The sequence below is a fragment of the Streptomyces sp. SudanB5_2050 genome (assembly GCF_964272335.1).
Lineage (GTDB): Bacteria > Actinomycetota > Actinomycetes > Streptomycetales > Streptomycetaceae > Streptomyces > Streptomyces rochei.
Genome location: NZ_OZ186760.1, coordinates 2,968,873 through 2,986,776, shown reverse-complemented (window position 1 = coordinate 2,986,776; position 17,904 = coordinate 2,968,873). Strand labels below are relative to the sequence as shown.

Sequence of the window (17,904 nt, the reverse complement as noted above, 5' to 3'; positions counted from 1 at the left end):
TCTCCTTAACTACTGGCGCGCAGCCGGCGCGAGATGACGTAGTTGATGATCCCGATCACGATGAGGATGAGGAACATCGTCCAGGCGATCGCCGAGGCGCGGCCCAGGTGCTGGTTGACCCAGCCCTGCTCGTACAGATACAGGCCGAGCGTCTGGAACTGGTGCTGGGAGCCGCCGGAGGCGCCCTTGTTGGCGTCGAACAGCAGCGGCTCGCCGAACAGCTGCGAGGCGCCGATGGTCGACACGACGACCGTGAAGAGGATCGTGGGCCGCAGCTGGGGCAGCGTGACGTGGATGAACTGCCGCCACCGGCTGGCACCGTCCAGCGCCGCCGACTCGTAGAGGTCCTGCGGGATCGCCTGCATCGCCGCCAGGTAGATCAGCGCGTTGTAGCCGGTCCAGCGCCAGATGACGATCGACGAGACGGCTATCTGGGACGGCCACTTGTCGCTCTGCCAGTCGATCTTGTCCAGACCGATCAGGTCGAGGAACCAGTTGATCATGCCGTAGTCGCGGCCGAAGAGCAGCACGAAGACCAGCGAGGCGGCGGCGATCGAGGTGGCGTACGGCGCGAGCATCACGACGCGGTAGAACGTGGAGCCGCGCAGCTTGTAGTTGAGGATGTGCGCGAGGCCCATCGCCATCAGCAGCTGCGGGACCGTGGAGATGATGCCGATGGTCAGCGTGTTCTTCGCCGCGTTCCAGAAGAACTCGTCGTCGAAGATCCTGGTGAAGTTGTCCAGGCCCGCCCACTCCATGTCGGTGGGCGCCGTCAGCTCCACCGTGTGCAGCGAGGCCCAGCCGGTGTAGAGGAGCGGGAACAGGCCGAAGGCGGCGAACAGCAGGAAGAACGGGGAGACGAACGCGTACGGGCTCCAGCGCAGATCCCGCTGCCAGCGGCGGGAGAGCCGGGCCCGCTTCTTCGCCGTCTCGGGGGAGACCGCGTCACCGGGCCCTCGGCCCGGGGCCGCGCCCCCCTTCGAGGGGGGCGCGGCGGTGTCGTGCCGGGTGGTCATTCCGGTCACTTCTCCAGGTTGTTGTCGATGGTCTTGGTGGCGTTCTCCCAGGCCTCCTCGGGCGACTTGCCCTGGGTGACGAGGATGACGCCGTTGTCGGTCAGACCCTGCTGGATGATCTGGTCCTTCGGGCCGATCACCTGGGCCGGGATGGTCTCGGCGGCCTTGGCGAAGATCTCACCGATCGGCGAGTCACCGGTCATCTCGTTCTTGGCGCCCGTCACCTGCGGCAGCTTGTACGCGGCCGGCGCGCTCGGGAAGCTGCCCTGCACGGCGAAGAGCTTGGCCTGCTGCTCCGGCGCGGTCAGCCAGGCGACGAACTTCTGCGCCTCCTCGACGTTCTTGCCGCTCTTGGGCACGCCCAGGAAGGAACCGCCCCAGTTGCCGGACTTCGGCGCCGCGGCCACGTCCCACTTGCCGGCCGCGTCCGGCTGGGACTTGCCCTTGATGGTGCCCAGCATCCACGGCGGGCAGGCCACGGTGGCGAAGAGGTTGTTGGAGATGGTCTGCTCCCAGGACGGCTGGAACTGGGTCTGCGCCTGGACCAGGTCCTTCTCGGCCGCCTCGGCCGTCAGGTCGAACGCCTTCTTGACGGCGGGGTTGGTCTTGTAGACGACCTTGCCGGAGGCGTCGTAGAACTTCTCCTCCTCACTGCTGAGGATGGCGTTGATCAGGCCGCCGGGCGAGTCCATGAAGTAGGTGTCCTTGCCGGCACCCTTCTTGTACTTCTCGCCGGCCTCGATGAACTTGTTCCAGTCGCCCGCCCACAGCGCGCTGACCTCGTCGCGGTCGGTCGGCAGACCGGCCTTCTCGAAGAGGTCCTTGCGGTAGCAGATGGCCATCGGGCCGATGTCGGTGCCGAGGCCGACCGCCTTGCCGTCCTTGGTGACGCCCTGCTTCCACTTCCAGTCCAGCCAGTTGCCGGCCTGCACCCCCTCGACCTTGGACAGGTCCACGAACTTGTCGGCCTGGGTCTCGACGACCTCGGCGATGTTGCCGACTTCGATGGCCTGGACGTCCTGGAGGCCGCTCTCGGTGGTGAGGTGGTTGACCAGAGCGGGGTAGTAGTTCTCGTTCCGCTCGGTGACCGTCTCCTCGATGTTGATGTCGGGGTTGAGCTTCTCGTACTCCTCGTAGAGCCCGGCCTCCTTGAAGCCCATGGTGCCGAACAGGCCGAGGGTGAGGGTGGTCTTGCCGCTGCTGTCGCCCGACGACGAGCTGTCCTCGTCCTTGCCGTCGTCGGCACAGCCGGCCAGCAGCCCGGCGCCCAGCGACGCGATGGCCGCCACGACCACCGCCTTGCGGGCCGATCCTCTGCGTGCTGCTCGCATTGCGTCCTCCTGTTGCCCTGACGTGCCGACCCCCCGGCCAACTGCATGGTTGGACCCGCTGCTTCATGTCGTTCGTTCGTCGCTGCGGCTCGGGCGGGGAACGTGCGGGATGTGTAAGTGCCAGGTAGTGTGGGAGCGCTCCCACAAGTGATGTCTTGAAGAGTCGCGGCTCCGGGCGGGGGTGTCAAGGGAACGGACGCGACGAACCGCGTTCAGTTATCTGCCTGTTAACTGGGCGTTGCGAACGGCGCGGGAAGCCCTCCGTTGGGCGGGCGGCGACCCGGAGCCGGTCATTACACCCGACCGGCCTGTTAAATTCCAGGCCAGCCGCAGAGTGCGGGGGTGTCGACGGGAGGCGGAGCCGATGGCAGGCCACGGAGCGCGTGGGCGGAGCGGTGGCCGGCCCACCCTCGAAGAGGTGGCGGCGCGGGCGGGTGTCGGTCGCGGCACGGTGTCCCGGGTGATCAACGGCTCGCCCCGGGTCAGCGACGCGACCCGGGCGGCGGTCGAGGCGGCGGTCGCCGAACTCGGCTACGTCCCGAACACGGCGGCCCGCGCCCTGGCCGCCAACCGCACGGACGCGATCGCGCTGGTCGTGCCCGAGCCGGAGACCCGCTTCTTCGCGGAGCCGTACTTCTCGGACATGCTCAAGGGTGTCGGCGCGGAACTGTCCGAGACCGAGATGCAGCTGCTGCTGATCTTCGCGGGCAGCGACCGTGAACGGCGCCGGCTCGCCCAGTACCTGGCCGCGCACCGCGTGGACGGTGTCCTGCTGGTCTCCGTGCACGCCGATGACCCGCTGCCCGACATGCTGTCCCAACTGGAGATCCCGGCGGTGATCAGTGGTCCGCGCTCGGCCGCGGAGACGCTGGCGTCGGTGGACTCGGACAACTTCGGCGGCGCCCGCTCGGCCGTCGAGCACCTGCTCTCCCGCGGGCGGCGCAGCATCGCGCACATCACCGGACGCCTCGACGTCTACGGTGCCCAGCGCCGTGTGGACGGCTACCGGGCGGCCCTGCGCGACGCCGGTCACGAGGCGGACGAGCAGCTGATCGAGGCGGGCGACTTCACCGAGGAGGGCGGGCGCCGGGCCATGGCGGAACTGCTGCGCCGCCGCCCCGACCTGGACGCGGTCTTCGCGGGCTCGGACGTCACCGCGGCCGGCGCCCGCCAGGTGCTGCGCGAGGCGGGCCGGCGCATCCCGGACGACGTGGCGCTGGTCGGCTACGACGACTCGGCCATCGCCCGCCACATGGAGCCGCCGCTGACCAGCGTGCGCCAGCCCATCGAGGAGATGGGCCGGGCGATGATAGACCTCCTGCTGAACGAGATCGCGGACCGCCGGCCGGCGGCCTCCCGGGGCCTGGACCGGCACCAGGTGGTGCTGGCGACGGAGCTGGTGGAGCGGGCGTCGTCCTGACCGGACAGGTCGGTACCGGACGGGCCTGGACGGGACCGGACGAGTCGGAGCGTGCCGGGCCGGGCGGGGCGGAACGTGACGGGCGGGGCCGCCTCCCCGGGTGGACACCCGCGCGGCCTCCCGGGCGTCGGCCGGGCGCGCTGCCGCAGACCGGCGCGGTCGCCGTGTGGGTCGGCGGGCGGGCCCGGAACGCCGTCAGCCGGTGACCCTCTCGCGAGGATCACCGGCTGACGTGTCAGGGTGAGTGACGGGACTTGAACCCGCGGCCACCTGGACCACAACCAGGTGCTCTACCAACTGAGCTACACCCACCAAGGCCGGTGCTGGAATCCCGCGAGGCGGGTTTTCCCGACCGGCTGAGAAAAAGTGTACAGGGTCCGAAGGGGTGCTCGCGCACGCCTTTTCCGAGGCCGCGTCCCGCCGGGCCTGCGCCCCTGTCGGCGGGCCCGCTCCCTATCCGGCGGGCAGGACGTGCTTGGCGGCGATCGCCTTCGCGGTCTCGGAGTCGGGGCCGGGCTGCGGTACGAAGACGGCCTCCCGGTAGTAGCGCAGTTCGGCGATGGACTCGCGGATGTCGGCGAGCGCGCGGTGGTTGCCGTTCTTCTCGGGGCTGTTGAAGTACGCCCGCGGGTACCAGCGGCGGGCCAGCTCCTTGATGGAGGACACGTCGACGATGCGGTAGTGGAGGTAGTCCTCCAGCGTGGGCATGTCCCGCAGCAGGAAGCCGCGGTCGGTGCCGACGGAGTTGCCGCACAGCGGGGCCTTGCCGGGCTCCTTCACGTGCTCCCGCACATACGCCATGACCTGCGCCTCGGCGTCCGCGAGCGTCGTGCCGCCGTCCAGCTCGGCCAGCAGACCGGACGCGGTGTGCATCTGACGCACCACTTCCGGCATCGTCTCCAGGGCCCGCTCCGGGGGACGGATGACGATGTCGACGCCCTCGCCGAGGACGTTCAGCTCGGAGTCGGTGACGAGGGCGGCAACCTCGATGAGCGCGTCGTCGGACAGCGAGAGGCCGGTCATCTCGCAGTCGATCCACACCATGCGATCGTTCATGTGGCCCACCCTACGGCCGGCGTCCGCCGTCCGGTCCCCCGGCGTCGGTGCGGGCGTCACGGGGCTGACGCACCGGACCCCCGGCTCCGGCCCGGACGGCGTCGTCGCCGAACGCCTCAGGGGCCGGCCGGGTCCGCCCGGCCGGCGTCCGGGGCGGTGGCCGGACGGGCCGAGCCGCCCGTCCGGCGTTCACGCGGTCACGGTGCGCTGCGCTGCCCCGGCAGGCTCCCGGCCGTCGCCGGCATCGGTGACGCGGTGCGGCGGGTCTGGAAGGGGACCCCGTTCTCCGGTGAGAGGGGGGCCGGCTCCGGCGGCGCCCCGGCCCGTGGGCCACCGGACGGCTCCGGGTCCACCGCGCGGTCGCCCTGGGGGCGGCGGGCGCGGTACGCCGCCCGGTACGCGGCCGGCGAGGAGCCCAGCTGGCGGCGGAAGTGCCCGCGCAGCGCCACCGGCGAACGGAAGCCGCAGCGGCCGGCGACCTCGTCCACCGAGTAGTCGGACGTCTCCAGGAGGCGCTGCGCCTGGAGGACCCGCTGGGTGATCAGCCACTGGAGCGGGGCGCTGCCCGTCAGCGAGCGGAACCGGCGGTCGAAGGTGCGCCGGCTCATGTACGCGCGGGCCGCCAGCGTCTCCACGTCGAACTGCTCGTGCAGGTGCTCCAGCGCCCAGGCGACGACCTCGGCGAGCGGGTCGGCGCCGATCTCCTCCGGTAAAGACCTGTCGAGGTAGCGCTCCTGGCCGCCCGAGCGGCGCGGCGGTACCACCAGGCGCCGGGCCAGCGCGCCGGCCGCCTCGTTGCCGTGGTCCGTGCGCACGATGTGCAGGCACAGGTCGATGCCGGCCGCGGTGCCCGCCGACGTCAGGACGTCGCCGTCGTCCACGAACAGCTCGCGCGGATCGACGTGCACCGACGGATAGCGCTTGGCCAGCGTCGGCGCGTACATCCAGTGCGTGGTCGCGGGGCGGCCGTCGAGCAGGCCCGCCGCCGCCAGTACGAAGGCGCCGGTGCAGAGCCCGACGATGCGGGCGCCTTCCTCGTGCGCCCGGCGCAGCGCGTCGAGCGCCTCCTCCGGCGGCGGTGAGGTGATCGACCGCCAGGCGGGCACGACGACCGTGCCCGCGCGCGCGATCGCCTCCAGGCCCTGCGGCGCGGTGAGTTCCAGGCCCCCCGTGGTCCGCAGCGGGCCGTCCTCGCCGGCGCACACCAGCAGGCGGTAGCGCGGCACGCCGGCGTCCTGGCGGTCGATCCCGAACACCGACAGCGGTATGGAACTCTCGAAGATGGGGCCGCCGCTGAACAGCAGCACCGCGACGATCTCCTTGCGGCGTCGCCCGGAGAGTTTCCGGGTCGCGGTTTCCGGCGCGGCGGCGGAGTCGTGGCTCATAACCGCTAAGCCCCCCTCGGTGGTCGCGGCGCCCTGATCCTTTCGGGTCTGTCGCTCCAACACGTTTCCCCTCGGTCCTGCACGAGTCCCCCGCCGTAGACAGTCAAGATCGAATCTACTGCGTCCCACAGCGCCGGAGTGGCCGGTTCGGCACTTGGGACATTGTCGACATGGCAACTTGGCGTGAAGCAGTCGATCACGAAGCGTTGCACTCCGGGGCGCCCCAGGGAAGTGCGCCTTGTCGCAGTGGCCAATCCACGTAGGGTGCGCGAGGCCCCCGAGACCCTTTCCGTGCAGGTGGAACGGGCAATCGGGGGTGGTGAGGGCAGGGGTGAGACCCCCCGGGGAAGTTGGCTGAAAAGATGCGGACGCGTGCGCGGAAACCGGTCAGTCGACCGGTGTGTTTTCCCCGGGGCGCCGTCCGGGCCGGTGAACGGGCGCTCCGGCCCGGTGCCGGGGCCCTCCGGGCGCCCGGTGTTCCGGGCCCGCCGCCCGGCCCGCGACCTGTTCGGAGCGGCGCATCAGCAGGCGGCAGGCGCAGGTGACGGCGGCCAGCCCGAGGGCGGTGCCGGCGGTGCCGGCGAAGGAAGTGCCGTAGTACAGGAGGACGACCGGGACCAGGACGACGCTGAAGGCCGCCCAGCGGACGAGATCGGTGACGCCGTCCCGGCAGGGCACGGCCGGCCCGCCGCCGGGCACGGCGGACGGCGGCTCGGCGTGCTGGTGCGGTCCGGACATCGGCGCTCCCGTGCTCCCTGGGGGCTGGTGGCGAGAAGATCAACGTCCGGGCGGCGCGTCGGTCACGATGGATCACGGACAGTTGAATCCCGCGCAAACCGCCTGTACAGCGCAGCAACCATTGCGTTACGGGCGCCCCCTCGTGCATGCTCCGGTGAACCCCGCGGCGGACCTACGCGGGATCTGGGCGAAGGAGGCGTGCCGCCGTACCCTTGGGGGTATGGGGTTGGGAAGACCATTCCCGGACACAGCTCCGCCGCACACTGTTGTCCCCCATAGAGGATAAAAACGCCGAGACAGCCATGGCCGGTCACGAATTCTTCGAACCCGCGGACCGCAAGCGGCCCGTCGCCGAACCTACGGCGGCCGAGCCCCTGGCGGCCGAAGAGCCACGCCAGTCGTGCGACCCAGCCTTCAAGCACGGTGTCGTCGTCGGCTTCGACGGCTCCACCTCCAGCGAACGCGCGCTCGCGTACGCGATCGGCATGGCACGCCGGCTCGGCTCGGGCCTGGTCATCGTGCACGTCGCCAACCGCCTGCCGACCACGGTGTGGGCGGGCTGCGAGCCCCCCGTCTTCGTGGACGTGCCGGACCACCGCACCGAGGTGCTGGGTCTGGAGCTGGCGTGCGCGGACTACCTCGCCGAGGTTCCCTGGATCCTGGTCGAGCGCGGCGGCGACATCTGCCACGAGCTGGAGGAGGTGGGCCGCGAGTACGAGGCGGACGCCATCGTCGTCGGCTCCAGCCACGGCCTGGTGGGCCGGCTCTTCGGCTCGGTGGCCGGCCGGCTCGCCAAGCGGGCGCAGCGGCCCGTGGTGGTCATCCCCTGACGTCGGACACGGGACGGCCCCCGCGCGTCGATGACGCGCGGGGGCCGTCCCGTTCCGCCTGTCGAAGGCCCTTCTACTCCACCGTCACCGACTTGGCGAGGTTGCGGGGCTTGTCGATGTCGCGGCCCAGGGCCAGGGCCGTGTGGTAGGCGAGGAGCTGGAGCGGGATGCCCATGAGGATCGGGTCCAGCTCGTCCTCGTTCTTCGGGACGACGATGGTGTGGTCGGCCTTCTCCTGCACCTGGTGGGCGACGGCGAGGATCTGGCCGCTGCGGGCCTTGATCTCCTCCATCGCGGCGCGGTTCTTCTCCAGCAGGTCGTCGTCGGGGACGATCGCGACCGTGGGCAGGGCGGGCTCGATCAGCGCGAGCGGGCCGTGCTTCAGCTCGGAGGCCGGGTACGCCTCGGCGTGGATGTAGGAGACCTCCTTGAGCTTCAGGGATGCCTCGCGGGCGACCGGGTAGCCCCGCACGCGGCCGATGAAGAGCATCGAGCGGGCGTCGGCGTACTGCGCGGCCAGCTTCTTGACGTCCTCCTCCTGCTTCAGCATCTCCTCGATCTGCGCGGGCAGCTTCCGCAGGCCCTCGATGATCCGCTTGCCGTCGCGCACGGAGAGGTCACGGGTGCGGCCCAGGTGCAGGGCGAGCAGCGCGAAGGCGACGCAGGTGTTGGTGAAGCACTTGGTGGAGACCACGCACACCTCGGGACCGGCGTGCACGTACATGCCGCCGTCGGCCTCGCGGGCGATCGCCGAGCCGACCACGTTGACGATGCCGAGGACGCGGGCGCCCTTGCGCTTCAGCTCCTGCACGGCGGCCAGCACGTCGTACGTCTCACCGGACTGGGAGACGGCGATGTACAGGGTGTCGGGGTCGACGACCGCGTTGCGGTAGCGGAACTCGGAAGCCGGCTCGGCGTCCGCGGGGATGCGGGCCAGTTCCTCGATCATCTGGGCGCCGATCTGGCCCGCGTGGTACGAGGTGCCGCAACCGAGGATCTTCACGCGGCGCACGGCGCGCGCGTCGCGGGCGTCCAGGTTGAGGCCGCCGAGGTGCACGGTGGAGAAGCGGTCGTCGATCCGGCCGCGCAGCACGCGGTCGACCGCCTCGGCCTGCTCGTGGATCTCCTTGTGCATGTAGGTGTCGTGGCCGCCCATGTCGTAGGAGGCGGCCTCCCACTCCACGGTGGTGGGCTCGGCGGTGGTGCGGGTGCCCTCGGTGGTGTAGGTGCGGAAGTCATCGGCCTTGAGGGTGGCCATCTCGCCGTCGTCGAGGGTGACTATCTGCCGGGTGTGGGCGACCAGCGCGGCGATGTCCGAGGCGACGAACATCTCCTTCTCGCCGATGCCGAGGACGACCGGCGAGCCGTTGCGGGCGACGACGATCCGCTCGGGGAAGTCGGCGTGCATCACGGCGATGCCGTACGTGCCCTCGATCACCCGCAGGGTCTCGCGGACCTTGTCCTCCAGCTTCTCGGCCTCGGAACGGGCGATGAGGTGGACCAGGACCTCGGTGTCGGTCTCGGAGAGGAACTCGACACCGTCCGCCTCCAGCTTGCGGCGCAGGTCGGCGGCGTTGTCGATGATGCCGTTGTGGACCACGGCGACCTTGTTGTCGGCCGACATGTGCGGGTGGGCGTTCACGTCGGAGGGGGCGCCGTGGGTGGCCCAGCGGGTGTGGGCGATGCCGGTGGTGCCCTTGAAGCGCGCCGGGACCTTGGCCTCCAGGTCGCGGACCCGGCCCTTGGCCTTGACCATCTTCAGGCCGGCCGCCTTCGGGGACGTGACGACGATGCCCGCCGAGTCGTAGCCGCGGTACTCCAGGCGCTGGAGGCCCTCCAGGAGGAGGGGCGCCACGTCACGCTTGCCGATGTATCCGACGATTCCGCACATGTATCCGTAGACCTCGTGTCTCTCTCCGGCTTCTCAGCCGTAGACGATGCGGCGCAGCTGACGGAGCGACAGCTCCGGCGGGGCCACCGCGCGGTACTTCAGTTCCGCCTCGATCCGCTCGAAGATCGTCGCGTTCACCAGGCCCTGGGCCTGGAGCTCGCGGTGGCGGCGACGGACGAACTCCTCGGTCGTCTCGTCGAAGTAGGCGAGCACGTCCTGGATCACGCGCAGCGCCTCGCCCCGGTTGAGGGGGGTGGACCGCGTCAGATGATCAACGAGTTCGTCGTGCACCCGGTAGATCCTGAGGTACGGGACGCACTTGTGCAAGAATCCTGCCCGATTTCGGGCAGGCCGCGTGAGGGCGGTCCTACATCCGCTTCAGTACCGCCTGCTTGGCGAGGGCGAACTCCTCGTCCGTCAGCACCCCCGAGCGGTGCAGCTCGCCCAGCTCCCGCAGGCGCCGCAGCAGCGCGTCGTGGTCGTCCTCGGCGGCGGGGGCCGGGGCGGGCGCCTGCTCGGCGGGCCGGGCCTCCTCCACGGCGGCGGGCGCGGACGGGTGCGGGAGCCTGGCCTGGACGGCCGCGGCCACCAGCGCCATCAAGGGGTCCCGCTTGAAGCCCCACAGCTCCACCGCGTTCGGGTCGTACTTGGGCGGCACCTTGCTCGGCGCGGCCCGCACGGTGAAGCGCAGATGGCCGTTGTCCAGGCCGACCGTCGGCTGCCACTCCACCGCGACGATGTCCGCCAGGGGGAGGGTGCGCGGGCCCGCCGCCGACTTGGCGTCCTCCGCCTGCCACTTCCACTCCAGGCGCACCCGCTCGCCGTCGAAGCTCGCGACGCCGTCCCCGGCGGACACCGACAGCGGGACGGAGGGGCCCGGCAGCAGATACGCGTCCACCGGGCCGGAGGGGACCTGATCCAGCAGCAGGGCGTTGCGCACCTCGTCCACGAAGTACTCGGCGACGCCGTACCGGTCGGACTCCACGGTCAGCTGGTACGGATCGTGCGGCTCGGTGAGCCGGCCGCCGGTCGCCTGCAGCAACGGGTCGGCGCCGTCCCGCAGGCGCAGCCGCAGCCGCCCCTGCTTCTTGCCCTGCTCGAAGGATATGCCCGCCAACGCGCCCAGCGGGACGAGCAGTTCACCCAGTTCCCTGCGCAGCAGGCTGACGTTCTTGTCCCGGCCGGGTGTCAGCCGCAGGGTGTCGCCGTCGAAGACCCACGTTCCGTCCTTCTGGATGATTTCCGCCATGCGGAGATTGTTCCATCGCTTCTGCGCGGGGCGGCGGTACGGGAGAGTGGTCTGGACCCATCGTGAAGGGAGCGCACGTGAGACCTCACCGACGGCACCACAGCACGACTCCCCGACTGACCCGGCTGCTGGGCACCCTGCTGCTGGTGACGGCGGCCGGCGCCTTCACCACCAGCGCCTCGTCCGCCCCGCGGGCCGCGCCGACCCCCCTGGACCGGGTGATCCCGGCCCCCGCCTCCGTCGAGCCCGGCGGCGCCCCGTACCGCGTCACCCGCGGCACGCACATCCGCGTGGACGGCTCGCCCGACGCCCGGCGGGTCGGCGACTACCTCGCGGAGCTGCTGCGCCCCTCCACCGGCTACCCGCTGCCCGTCACCGACCGGGGCGCGGGCGGCATACGGCTGCGCCTGGCCGAGGGCCCGTACGGCGCGGAGGGGTACCGCCTCGACAGCGGCCGGGACGGGGTCACCATCACCGCGGGCGAGGCCGCCGGACTCTTCCACGGGGTCCAGACCCTGCGTCAGCTGCTGCCCGCCGCCGTGGAGAAGGACTCCGTGCAGCCCGGCCCCTGGCTGGTCGCGGGCGGCACCATCGAGGACCGCCCGCGCTACGGCTGGCGCGGCGCGATGCTGGACGTCTCCCGCCACTTCTTCACCGTCGACGAGGTCAAGCGTTACATCGACCGCGTCGCCCTCTACAAGTACAACAAGCTCCACCTGCACCTCAGCGACGACCAGGGCTGGCGCATCGCCATCGACTCCTGGCCGCGCCTGGCGACGTACGGCGGCTCCACCGAGGCCGGCGGCGGCCCCGGCGGCCACTACACCAAGGACGACTACCGGGAGATCGTCCGCTACGCCGCCTCCCGCCACCTGGAGGTCGTCCCCGAGATCGACATGCCCGGCCACACCAACGCGGCCCTGGCCTCCTACGCCGAGCTGAACTGCGACGGCGTGGCACCCCCGCTGTACACCGGCATCGAGGTCGGCTTCAGCACGCTGTGCGTGGACAAGGAGGTCACGTACGACTTCGTGGACGACGTGGTGCGCGAGCTGGCCGCGCTCACCCCGGGCCGCTACTTCCACATCGGCGGCGACGAGGCGCACTCCACGCCGCACGAGGACTTCGTGAGGTTCATGGACCGCGTGCAGCCGATCGTCGCCGAGCACGGCAAGACGGTCATCGGCTGGCACCAGCTGGCCGGCGCGAACCCGGCCGAGGGCGCCCTCGTCCAGTACTGGGGTCTGGACCGCACCGACGACGCGGAGAAGGCGCAGGTCGCCGAGGCCGCGCGGAACGGCACCGGGCTGATCCTCTCCCCGGCCGACCGGACGTACCTGGACATGAAGTACGACGAGGACACCCCGCTGGGACTCGACTGGGCGGGCCACGTGGAGGTGCGGCGGTCCTACGACTGGGACCCGGCCGCCTATCTGCCGGGCGTGCCGGAGACCGCGGTGCGCGGCGTCGAGGCGCCGATGTGGACGGAGACCCTTGAGACCCCGGACCAGCTGGACTTCATGGCCTTCCCGAGGCTGCCGGGGGTGGCCGAGCTGGGCTGGTCGCCGGCGGCCGCGCACGACTGGGACACCTACCGGGTGCGGCTCGCCGCTCAGGCCCCGCGCTGGGAGGCGCTGGGCATCGACTACTACCGGTCGCCCCAGGTGCCCTGGACCGACTGACCGACTGACCGACTGACCGGCTCACCGGCCAGGAGGGGGGAAAACCCGACGGGCACCCCGGAGGACCGTCTCCGGGGTGCCCGCCCGTCCGTGCGGGGCCGCTTCAGAGGCCCGCGATGGGGTTCTTCAGGGTGCCGATGAGCTGGAGCGCGCCGGACGGGTCCGCGAGGTCCACCATCTGCCGGTTGTCGCGCAGCTGGAGCCGGTTGAGGCAGGACAGCGCGAACTCGGGCGCGAACATGTCGTACCGGTCGAACTTCTCGGCCAGCTCCGGCACCGACTCCTGGTACTCCCGGGTGACCTCCGCGACCGTCCGCCAGAAGGCGTCCTCCTCGAGGATCCCCTCCTCGGCGAGGTTGGCGGCGAGGAAGCGGAAGAAGCAGTCGAAGACGTCCGTGAAGATGGACAGGAGCTTCTTGTCCTCCGGGACCTCCACGGCGATCCGGGAGACCTCCGGCGGCAGCACCGCGTCCGGGTCCATCACCGCGATCTCCTCGGCGATGTCCTTGTAGACCGCGCGCCGCACCACCCCGTCCTCCAGGACCAGGATCACGTTCTCGCCGTGCGGCATGTACACCAGGTCGTAGGCGTAGAAGCTGTGCAGCAGCGGGACGAAGTAGGCCCGCAGGTAGTGCCGCAGCCACTCGGTGGGCGCGAGCCCGGACCGCTCGATCAGCGCGCCCGCGAAGGAGGCGCCCTCGTGGTCGACGTGGACCAGGGAGGCCATGGTGGCGAGGGTCTCGCCGTCCTGGAGGGACGGGACGGGGCTCTCCCGCCACAGCGCCGCCAGCATCTTGCGGTAGGGCGAGTAGCGGTCGGTGGCCTGCTCGTACTCCAGGTGCCGGTAGCCGACGGCCGCGCGCTCCCGGATGATCGACAGGCCCGTCGACTTCAGCACCGGGTCCGACTCGATGAGCTGGGCGAGCCAGTCGTTGATGGCCGGCGTCGCCTCCATGTACGCGGCCGACAGACCGCGCATGAAGCCCATGTTGAGGACGGACAGGGCCGTCTTCACATAGTGCTTCTCGGGGTGCGAGGTGTTGAAGAAGGTGCGGATGGACTGCTGGGCCAGGTACTCGTCGTCGCCCTCGCCGAGGCAGACCAGATGCCCGCGGGCGACCTCGGCGGCGAAGGTGACGGTGAGCTTGTTCCACCACTGCCAGGGGTGGACCGGGATGAAGAGGTAGTCGGCCGGGTCCAGGCCGCGCTCGCGCAGCACGCCGTGGAACCGGTCGACGGTCGCCTCGCCCAGTTCGTCGCGGACGAAGGACTCGTACTCGATGCCGACGCCGGCGGTGAACGCCGCCCGCGAGCGGTGCGCGGCCAGCCACACCAGCCGGACGGGGCTCGCGGTCTCCGGGGCGTACGACAGGTACTCGTGGATGCCGAAGCCGAGCCGCCCGTTGTTGGCGACGAAGCAGGGGTGGCCCTCGGTCATGCCGGTCTCGACGGCCTGGAAGCCGCTCTGTGCCAGCTCGGCCGAGGTGAGCTTCGGCTTGGTGAGCTTGTAGCAGGTGCCGGAGAGGGTGGAGGAGATCTCCTCCAGGTAGACCGGCAGGATCTCGTCGCTCAGGCCCAGCGACTCCTTCAGCTCGATGAAGAAGTCCAGCGCCGCGAGCGGCAGCTCGGAGCCGTCGCGGTGGCGGGTGATCGAGGCGGCGTCCACCTGCCAGTGGTCCAGGGCGCGGACGGTGGCGGTGAAGCGGTACTCGGTCGTGCCGTCGTCGGAGCGGACGACGTACGCGTCGCCCGCGGACCGCTCCGGCGTGATCAGCCGCTCGTGGGTGAACTCGGCCAGGGCCTTGCGGATCAGCAGCCGGTTGGCCTGCTCCCAGCGTTCGGGGGTCAGGTGGGCCACGGCGTCGGCGAGGCTCATGCGGACACCGCCTTCTCGAACTGCTCGCGGGTGCAGAAGCTCAGCAACGCCTTCTTCTCCGGCTTCTGGATCTCGCGCTCGGGCACGAATCCGACGGCCGCGTTCAGGGCGTGGACGGCCTTGTTGTCCACGTCCGGCTCGACGACGACGCGGGCGGTCGCCGGGTCGGCGAACAGCTCGGTCATCACGGCGGTGATCACGGCGCGGGTGAAGCCGTGCAGGGGCCGGTCGGTGGGGGCGACCAGGAAGTGCATGCCGACGTCGCCCGGCTCGGGCTCGTACAGGCCGACCAGCTCGCGGTGGGCGGGGTCGTACTTCTCCATCAGGAAGGCGGGGACGCCGTCGTGCAGGCCGACGTAGGCGTGGTGGTGCTCGTCGGCGGCTATCTCCATGTAGGCCCGCTCGACGTCCACCAGGCTCGCGTCCTGCATCATCCAGAACGCCGACTTCGGGTGCGTGACCCAGCTGTGCAGCAGCACGGCGTCCTTCAGCGGGTCGAGGGGACGGAGGGTGAGCGCGCCGATGCCGGCGGCCGTGGGGGTGGTGGTGCTCATGCGCTGAACTCCTGGAACGCGATCGTCTTCTCGACCGGGTAGTACTCGGTGCCGAGCAGCTCTCGGATGATGTAGCTGTTGCGGTAGGCACCCATGCCCAGATCGGGGCTGGTGATGCTGTGCGTGTGGACACCCGCGTTCTGCAGGAACACCCCGCCGCCGGTGACGTCGACGGCGTAGTTGCGGGCGACGTCCAGGTTGCCCCGGGAGTCGTAGCGCAGCCGGTCGCGGACGGGCTTGAGGAACTCCGGCTCGGTGTACCGGTAGCCGGTGGCCAGGATCAGGCCCTCGGTCTCGATCTCGAAGTCGGTGCCCTGCTCCTCCTGGCGGAAGCCGAGCGTGTACGTGCCGTCCGCGTACCGGGCGTCGGTCAGCGCCGAGTTGGTGAGCAGGCGGGTGGGGACCGGGCCGCCGAGCTTCTTCTGGTAGAGCAGGTCGAAGATCTCGTTGATCAGGTCGCCGTCGATGCCCTTGAACAGGCCCTTCTGCTCGGCGGTGAGGCGGTAGCGGGTGTCCTCCGGAAGGGCGTGGTAGTAGTCCACGTACTCCGGGGAGGTCATCTCCAGGGTGAGCTTGGTGTATTCGAGGGGGAAGAAGCGCGGGGAGCGGGTCACCCAGTTCAGCCGGTAGCCGTGGACGTCGATCTCGCCGAGCAGGTCGTGGTAGATCTCGGCGGCGGACTGGCCGCTGCCGACCAGCGTGATCGACTTCTTCTTCACCAGCTCCGCCCGGTGCTGCACATAGCGGGAGTTGTGGATGAAGTCGCCGGCCAGGCCCCGGCAGGCGTCGGGGATGTGCGGCGGGGTGCCGGTGCCGAGGACCAGGCGGCGGGCGCGGTAGGTGTCGCCGGAGGTGGTGGCGACGACGTACAGCTCGTCCGTCTCGTCGTACGTCACCTCGGTGACGGTCGTGGAGAAGCGGACGCTGCTCAGTCTGTTCGCGGCCCAGCGGCAGTAGTCGTCGTACTCGACGCGCAGCGGGTAGAAGTTCTCCCGGATGTAGAACGAGTAGAGCCGGCCCTTCTCCTTCAGGTAGTTGAGGAAGGAGTACGGGGACGTCGGGTCGGCCAGGGTGACCAGGTCCGACATGAACGGGGTCTGGAGATGGGCGCCGTCCAGGAACATCCCGGCGTGCCACTCGAAGTCCGGCTTGGACTCCAGGAAGACGCCGTTCAGCTCGGCGATGGGCTCGGTCAGACAGGCCAGACCGAGGTTGAAGGGGCCGAGGCCGATCCCCACGAAGTCGTACGGGGCACTGGCTTCAGGAAGCGCGGTCAAGGGACTCTCCCAGGTACTGCTCGGCGTGGCCGGCGATCAGATCGAGGACGGCGGCGATGTCGGCCGTGGTCGTCTCGGGGTTGAGCAGGGTGAACTTCAGGTAGTGGCGCCCGGCCACCTTGGTGCCCGCGACCACGGCGTCGCCGGAGGCGAACAGGGCCTTGCGGGCGTACAGGTTGGCGCGGTCGATCTCGGCGGGGTCGGTGACGGCCGCCGGTATGTAGCGGAAGACCAGGGTGGACAGGGACGGCTGGACCACGACGTCGTAGCGCGGGTCGGCGGCGAGCAGCTTCCAGCCCTCGGCGGCCAGGTCGCAGACCTCGTCGAAGAGTTCGCCGATGCCGTCGGCGCCCATCACGCGCAGCGTCATCCACAGCTTGAGCGCGTCGAAGCGGCGGGTGGTCTGGAGGGACTTGTCCACCTGGTTGGGGATACGTTCCTGCACCATGCGGCGCGGGTTGAGGTACTCCGCGTGGTAGGTGGCGTGGCGCAGGGTGGCCGCGTCCCGGACCAGCACGGCAGAGGAACTCACAGGCTGGAAGAAGGACTTGTGGTAGTCCACGGTGACCGAGTCGGCGCGCTCGATGCCGGCGATGCGGTCCCGGTACTTCAGGGAGGCGAGCAGCCCGCAGCCGTAGGCCGCGTCCACGTGCATCCACACGCCGTACTGCTCGCACAGTCCGGCGATCTCCGGGAGCGGGTCGATGGAGCCGAAGTCGGTGGTGCCGCCGGTGGCGACGACGGCCATGGGGACCAGGCCGTCCTTCGCGCAGCGCTCCAGCTCACGGGCGAGGGCGACGGTCTGCATGCGCTTGTCGTGGTCGACGGGGACCGACACGACGGCGTCGGGGCCGAGGCCGAGCAGTTTCGCGGACTTCTTCACGCTGAAGTGGCTGACCTCGGAGGTGAAGATCCGCAGTTTCGCGAGGGAGTCGGTCTTGGCCTCCTCGCGGGCCAGCAGCAGGGCCTGGAGGTTGGACTGGGTGCCGCCGGAGGTGAACACGCCGTCGGCCGCCGGGCCGAGGCCGATGCGGGCGCAGGTCCAGTCGATCAGTTTCCGCTCGATCAGCGTGCCGCCGGCCGACTGGTCCCAGGTGTCCAGGGAGGAGTTGACCGCGGAGAGGACCGCCTCGCCGAGCACCGCCGGGATCACGACCGGGCAGTTGAGGTGGGCGAGGTAGCGGGGGTGGTGGAAGTAGACGGCGTCGCGGAGGTAGACGTCCTCCAGCTCGTCGAGGACCGCGGCCGTGTCGTGCAGCGGCTTGTCGAGGTCGATCTCGTCGATGCGGGGGGAGAGGGCGTCGACCGTGACGCCGGTGAACGGACGGTCGGTGGCGGCGAGTTTGGCGGCCACCCGCTCGACTCCTTCGGTCACCGAGCGGCGGTACTGCTCCGCGGTGGCGTCGTTGAGCAGGTGCGAGCGCATGTGGGGGTCCTCCGGTGGGGACGGTCCGAGAGGGACGGGAGAGGGCGGAGCCCTGACTTCGACTTAGGTTAGCCTAACCTAATTTTGATCGATCACACGCATGCCGCTACGTGACTGCCGTCACTCACGCCCCATCGGTACGTCACGGAGGGTGAGTTGGGGCGTCGGCGGGA

Annotated in this window: 15 protein-coding genes and 1 tRNA gene; 3 read left to right on the top strand and 13 right to left on the bottom strand. The window is 70.5% G+C overall.

All coding sequences use genetic code 11. From position 1 onward, the window contains the following. Positions 1 to 5: 5 nt before the first annotated feature. On the bottom strand, positions 6 to 1,016 hold the full coding sequence (locus tag ACFZP7_RS13275) for a carbohydrate ABC transporter permease (RefSeq protein WP_019325555.1): 1,011 nt from the start codon (positions 1,014 to 1,016) through the stop codon (positions 6 to 8). A gap of 5 nt (positions 1,017 to 1,021) precedes the next feature. Then, positions 1,022 to 2,347 carry an extracellular solute-binding protein gene (locus ACFZP7_RS13270; RefSeq protein ID WP_030969620.1) on the bottom strand — a complete coding sequence of 442 codons (1,326 nt, stop codon included), beginning with the start codon at positions 2,345 to 2,347 and terminating at the stop codon, positions 1,022 to 1,024. Positions 2,348 to 2,711: 364 nt separating this feature from the next. Here ACFZP7_RS13270 and ACFZP7_RS13265 point away from each other — a divergent pair, with 364 nt between their 5' ends. Next, entirely contained in the window at positions 2,712 to 3,767 is a 1,056-nt protein-coding gene (locus ACFZP7_RS13265) for a LacI family DNA-binding transcriptional regulator (protein WP_210901873.1), read from the top strand. A 239-nt stretch (positions 3,768 to 4,006) separates the two neighbouring features. Here the strand turns inward: ACFZP7_RS13265 and ACFZP7_RS13260 are convergent. The 4 genes from ACFZP7_RS13260 to ACFZP7_RS13245 all read right to left on the bottom strand — a co-directional run bounded on the left by ACFZP7_RS13260 (position 4,007) and on the right by ACFZP7_RS13245 (position 6,946). Further along, positions 4,007 to 4,079, bottom strand: a tRNA-His gene (locus ACFZP7_RS13260). Positions 4,080 to 4,220: 141 nt separating this feature from the next. Beyond that, a complete protein-coding gene (orn, locus tag ACFZP7_RS13255) occupies positions 4,221 to 4,823 on the bottom strand; it encodes an oligoribonuclease (protein WP_031014282.1) in 603 nt (200 codons plus the stop codon). 197 nt (positions 4,824 to 5,020) lie between these two features. Next, positions 5,021 to 6,208, bottom strand: a complete 1,188-nt coding sequence (locus tag ACFZP7_RS13250; RefSeq protein ID WP_019325550.1) for a helix-turn-helix domain-containing protein — start codon at positions 6,206 to 6,208, stop codon at positions 5,021 to 5,023. 387 nt (positions 6,209 to 6,595) lie between these two features. Beyond that, entirely contained in the window at positions 6,596 to 6,946 is a 351-nt protein-coding gene (locus ACFZP7_RS13245; RefSeq protein ID WP_078855302.1) for a hypothetical protein, read from the bottom strand. 302 nt (positions 6,947 to 7,248) lie between these two features. Between ACFZP7_RS13245 and ACFZP7_RS13240 the strand changes: the two genes are divergently transcribed. After that, complete coding sequence (locus ACFZP7_RS13240) at positions 7,249 to 7,776, top strand: universal stress protein (RefSeq protein ID WP_019325548.1); 528 nt, start codon at positions 7,249 to 7,251, stop codon at positions 7,774 to 7,776. Positions 7,777 to 7,849: 73 nt separating this feature from the next. Here ACFZP7_RS13240 and glmS read toward each other — a convergent pair whose 3' ends face one another. From glmS to ACFZP7_RS13225, 3 genes are all read right to left on the bottom strand, one after another. Then, positions 7,850 to 9,667: a glutamine--fructose-6-phosphate transaminase (isomerizing) gene (glmS, locus tag ACFZP7_RS13235; RefSeq protein WP_030969611.1), complete on the bottom strand. Its 1,818-nt coding sequence runs from the start codon at positions 9,665 to 9,667 to the stop codon at positions 7,850 to 7,852. Positions 9,668 to 9,700: 33 nt separating this feature from the next. Next, the gene (locus ACFZP7_RS13230) at positions 9,701 to 9,958 is read right to left on the bottom strand and encodes a hypothetical protein (RefSeq protein WP_029393286.1); all 258 of its coding nucleotides are present in this window, start codon (positions 9,956 to 9,958) and stop codon (positions 9,701 to 9,703) included. Between the two features lie 76 nt (positions 9,959 to 10,034). Beyond that, positions 10,035 to 10,916 carry a DUF4429 domain-containing protein gene (locus ACFZP7_RS13225; protein ID WP_046249533.1) on the bottom strand — a complete coding sequence of 294 codons (882 nt, stop codon included), beginning with the start codon at positions 10,914 to 10,916 and terminating at the stop codon, positions 10,035 to 10,037. A 77-nt stretch (positions 10,917 to 10,993) separates the two neighbouring features. Between ACFZP7_RS13225 and ACFZP7_RS13220 the strand changes: the two genes are divergently transcribed. Further along, positions 10,994 to 12,598, top strand: coding sequence for a beta-N-acetylhexosaminidase (locus ACFZP7_RS13220; protein WP_385634486.1), 1,605 nt, complete (start codon positions 10,994 to 10,996; stop codon positions 12,596 to 12,598). 103 nt (positions 12,599 to 12,701) lie between these two features. Here ACFZP7_RS13220 and ACFZP7_RS13215 read toward each other — a convergent pair whose 3' ends face one another. The 4 genes from ACFZP7_RS13215 to desA are packed head-to-tail and all read right to left on the bottom strand — an operon-like array spanning position 12,702 to position 17,731. Next, positions 12,702 to 14,474 carry an IucA/IucC family siderophore biosynthesis protein gene (locus tag ACFZP7_RS13215; RefSeq protein WP_125772897.1) on the bottom strand — a complete coding sequence of 591 codons (1,773 nt, stop codon included), beginning with the start codon at positions 14,472 to 14,474 and terminating at the stop codon, positions 12,702 to 12,704. Further along, on the bottom strand, positions 14,471 to 15,028 hold the full coding sequence (locus ACFZP7_RS13210) for a GNAT family N-acetyltransferase (protein ID WP_046249535.1): 558 nt from the start codon (positions 15,026 to 15,028) through the stop codon (positions 14,471 to 14,473). The genes ACFZP7_RS13215 and ACFZP7_RS13210 overlap by 4 nt, the downstream gene beginning before the upstream one ends. Further along, complete coding sequence (locus ACFZP7_RS13205) at positions 15,025 to 16,305, bottom strand: lysine N(6)-hydroxylase/L-ornithine N(5)-oxygenase family protein (RefSeq protein WP_046249536.1); 1,281 nt, start codon at positions 16,303 to 16,305, stop codon at positions 15,025 to 15,027. The genes ACFZP7_RS13210 and ACFZP7_RS13205 overlap by 4 nt, the downstream gene beginning before the upstream one ends. Then, on the bottom strand, positions 16,289 to 17,731 hold the full coding sequence (gene desA, locus ACFZP7_RS13200) for a lysine decarboxylase DesA (protein ID WP_385634485.1): 1,443 nt from the start codon (positions 17,729 to 17,731) through the stop codon (positions 16,289 to 16,291). The genes ACFZP7_RS13205 and desA overlap by 17 nt, the downstream gene beginning before the upstream one ends. Positions 17,732 to 17,904: the final 173 nt, after the last annotated feature.